Source organism: Buttiauxella gaviniae ATCC 51604, assembly GCF_001654835.1.
GTDB lineage: Bacteria > Pseudomonadota > Gammaproteobacteria > Enterobacterales > Enterobacteriaceae > Buttiauxella > Buttiauxella gaviniae.
Genome location: NZ_LXEP01000035.1, coordinates 1 through 3652 on the forward strand (window position 1 = coordinate 1; position 3652 = coordinate 3652).

Here is a 3652-nt window from a genome sequence, read left to right on the forward strand (position 1 = left end):
GGGCCACTGCGCGGTTTCTTTCAGGCGAGCATGTACCGCATCAAGTAGTTCCTTTTGGCGCTCTGGAAATAGAGCGAGCACTCTTGGTGTACGTGTAATAGCTTCGCCCAGCTCCCGGGCAAAACTTGGCATATCGTCGTTAGTCAGATCGATAGCCAGGCCATATTCAATCTTGGTGATGTTATCGGTACGACCAAACAAAGCGAGCAGGGCGGCGCGGAAACTGGTTGGAAGTTTTGACGCTTCAACATATTCAGGTGTAACAGAGTTGTCGGGGTGGAGTGTTTCTTCATCTTTGACAGTTGATAATAATTCGATACACCCGGAGTCTTTATTCCAGATGAAATCAGTTGACCACTCATCCATCGCGGGTCTGTCATTTCCTACGATAGCTTCAATGATTTTTACATCAAAATAGTGCTCTGCAATGTCAGCGTATTTCTGGAAGAACTCGCCAGTAATAATGGCACCCGCAGCCTTTTTATTTGGTGCGTTTTTAAGAATACAAAGAGTTAGCAGGTTGAGTTTCTCTGCTGGTCCTTTTTTGGGAATAAAACAGCCAGTAAATGGTTTCATAAATACCTCATTAATTAACGTTAAGCGCGGGCGTTAACGGATTTTCTGTAAGTAGTGCGAACACTCTGGAGTTTGGCCTGCTGATTTTTCTTTTCGATACAGCCCGCGCAGTAGTAAACGGTGCGGCTGGCATAACCCCTGGTATTTTGCCGTTGGGTTAACTCGGCATCTTCAAAGAGATGACTGCAGCACGAACAGGCTCTGCTCATGATGCTTGCTCTATGCTGTAAGCCGCGAAGGAGTAGCGGCACTGAGTTTTAATCTCTGCTTCACGAATCAAGAACCAGATGCGTGTGACTTCTTCTAATGCGCAGTGATGACAGGGATAAGTGTCGTGAATAATCCCACCTGGAAATTTAACCGTTACAGTTTTGTCGTTGTTGAAAACGAAATAAGAAAATACATTTTCGTCTGCGATTGTTTCTGCAACATCGGGACTGATTTTATTAAGCGTGAAAATTTGAGAAAACATAATCAACTCTTATTTAGAATGAGTAATTCCCTGCCGATTAAGGCATATATTTGTAGTTCTTAAATTTTGGGCGTATAAACCCTGTCGCGTTATTAGCCGACTCGATTCTTTTCAGTAATTATTTAAATCCGACCCCGATATGGGAATTCCCATATCGCTACATCAGTGAATCCCCGTACCTGCAGGAACCAGGCGAGCATCCAGCTCGTTACAGATATATGACTGACGAAGCAGGCGCGTATTACCCACTGGCTGGCAGTAGTAAGTACCGAAATCACTATTGAATGACACAAGCCATGGCGCAAGAGTGACACTGTCACGGAAATGGCGAGCCTGACCTTTGGCCAACTCCGGATAAGCCGGTACGTGAACCACGGGAACAACCGGGCGGTGCTGAAACTGAAAAATGCCTGTTACCTGTCTTAATAAACTGAACATATCAATCTCCATTGTTTTAACTTTACGTCTGAATGAAACAAACTTTGCGGTGTGGTGCCGGGTGCCTCCCGGTGCTGTCTGGCGGCAAACCATCCAGCGATGACCTATACCGATAATGACTTGATGTTTTGCCTTTCATCGCGAGCGCTGAGCCGCATTCACCACACTGCAAAGTCAGTTCTAACATTCTGTGTAATTTTGCACATATTCGTTTTTGTCATTCTTTTAACCACTTAAGGCTACGGTGGTAGAATACGGGTGCCAGATCCTTACCCGTGTCTGGCGCACGAACTCCACCTCACCCGTGGAGAACTCCATAAAATACCAACCCCATGGAGGGTAAAATGCTTATTAACCAGTTTGGTGAGAGAGACATTCCGAAACCTGATGGACAGGTGCCGTACAGGCAATCCGAAAGGGAACCGGAGCCAGAACCTAAACAGTAAGAGGTACACATGACCCGAGATTCAACGCTATTCAACATTCGTTACTCGTTCCATATCGAAACGATGCAGGCGACTTTCTACAATCGACTGGACAGACTTTTAACGTTTGCTCAAATCATGCTCGGGTCAGCTATTTTTGCTTCCTACGGTAGTCTGCCTTTGTTTGGCGCTGTTGTAGCCGTTATCTCAGTAGTTGGCTTTGTCTGGCAGCCAGGTAAAACAGGCATGCTGTGTGAGATTCAGTCTAAAAAAATGAAGGAGCTCATAAGCAAGTCAGCCGAGCTCTCAGAAGAAGATCTCCACGCTGCATATCTTAGGGTTGAGGAAGGTGACAACCCAACACTTGGATTGCTACGCGACGCAGCTCACAAAAGAACACTGATTGCTCTTGGTAGGTCGCCTGAAGCAAGGGGAATAACCTTAAGCCTTCCAGAGAAAGTGACTGCCTGGTTTGCAGGGGATCTTCCAAAAGACGAATGATTCACCAAACTGATTTTTAAAGAGCTAAGCGTCCAGTAGGGCGCTTTTTTTATTTCTGTTATTTCGCCCTTATCGCCAGGCTGGCGGAACGTTTAACTGAGTATCACTGTGTGAGGTTGTTTGATGGGTTGTAGATTAGGCATGTCTAACAAGGTTGGCAAGATATTTTTGTTAGGTAAACCTAACTTAATGGACGTAAAAACATAACTAACTGGTAGTTATGGATTTATTTTTTAGATTGGCGCTGCCTGGCTTTCAACATTTCATCAAAGAGCTTGTTGAAATTATTAACCCGAGCTCTCATTTGTTGGATTTGGGCTTCTTGTTCTGATTCAGGAAGGGCATCGAAAAGCTCGATTAGCTCCTTGTGTTTATCACTAATCTGCGGGGGCAGGGACTGTTCCGCTGCTGGGGCGGGGCTTTGGTCATCATCACCGAAAAGCAACCATGTAGGGGTGCAGGATAAAGCTTTTGCTAAAGCGAAAAGCCTAGCTCCCACGGGCTGTGTCTCATCTCGTTCCCATTGCGAAATCGTAACGTGTGCAACGCCCGTCAGCTTTGCCGCTTCGCGCTGGGTTAACTTTAGCTCTTTGCGTCTTGCCAGAGCTCTTTGTCCAAGGGTAGTTAGTTCTCTCATAGTTAGACAATTCTAAATTTTATTGACTTAGGTATCCCGCGCAAGATATTGTTAGACATACCTAACAAGATGGAGGCCGCATGCTTACATGTGACGCACTTAATTTTTTCGGAACCAAAACCAAATTAGCAAAAGCAGCCGGTGTTGAATTGCAATCTCTTTACAAATGGGGGGAGCTCGTTCCTGAGGCTCGAGCTCATCGCCTGGAAGAGGCATCCGGTGGCGCACTGCATTACGACAAAGACATTTACGACCAGCACCGCAAGGCCAAGCGCCTTGCAAAACAGACTAGCACCCAGGGTGTTTAAGGACTGATTCATGGAAATCAATACTCTGCACATTGAGCTTGAAGCATGGGCTGCAAAGAAGGGCTGGAAGTACGTTGTCGAGCTGATTACAAGGCATCAACAGGGTGAGCTGCTTGAGACACTTGATGACTTGGTTGATGGCGATGAATTCGCTCGCCGGGTTCATAACAACAAGCAGCGCATCCAGCGCGCTTTCGATGGAACTTCAAAGAAACACCAACTACACGCCGCATTGTTGGCGCCGGCAGTTCGCGCCGCCATCGATGCAGAACGAGCGGAACAGAAAGACGAGCAG

The 3652-nt window shown here is 46.4% G+C and carries 5 protein-coding genes and 2 pseudogenes; 3 read left to right on the forward strand and 4 right to left on the reverse strand.

Going from position 1 to position 3652, the window contains the following annotated elements:
• From M977_RS19640 to M977_RS19650, 3 genes and pseudogenes are all read right to left on the reverse strand, one after another.
• Positions 1-576, reverse strand: a pseudogene (locus tag M977_RS19640) (hypothetical protein); the annotation flags it as partial.
• 205 nt (positions 577-781) lie between these two features.
• Entirely contained in the window at positions 782-1048 is a 267-nt protein-coding gene (locus M977_RS19645; RefSeq protein WP_064518281.1) for a hypothetical protein, read from the reverse strand.
• A gap of 162 nt (positions 1049-1210) precedes the next feature.
• Positions 1211-1486, reverse strand: a complete 276-nt coding sequence (locus M977_RS19650) for a hypothetical protein (RefSeq protein WP_064518283.1) — start codon at positions 1484-1486, stop codon at positions 1211-1213.
• A gap of 455 nt (positions 1487-1941) precedes the next feature.
• Between M977_RS19650 and M977_RS19655 the strand changes: the two genes are divergently transcribed.
• Positions 1942-2412 carry a hypothetical protein gene (locus M977_RS19655; RefSeq protein ID WP_064518286.1) on the forward strand — a complete coding sequence of 157 codons (471 nt, stop codon included), beginning with the start codon at positions 1942-1944 and terminating at the stop codon, positions 2410-2412.
• Between the two features lie 226 nt (positions 2413-2638).
• On the opposite strand, the gene M977_RS19660 is transcribed toward M977_RS19655, so the two are convergent.
• A complete protein-coding gene (locus M977_RS19660) occupies positions 2639-3049 on the reverse strand; it encodes a helix-turn-helix domain-containing protein (protein ID WP_064518288.1) in 411 nt (136 codons plus the stop codon).
• Positions 3050-3129: 80 nt separating this feature from the next.
• Here M977_RS19660 and M977_RS19665 point away from each other — a divergent pair, with 80 nt between their 5' ends.
• Positions 3130-3357, forward strand: a complete 228-nt coding sequence (locus M977_RS19665) for a Cro/CI family transcriptional regulator (protein ID WP_064518290.1) — start codon at positions 3130-3132, stop codon at positions 3355-3357.
• A gap of 10 nt (positions 3358-3367) precedes the next feature.
• Positions 3368-3652 (forward strand): annotated as a pseudogene (locus tag M977_RS19670) (toxin YdaT family protein); the annotation flags it as partial.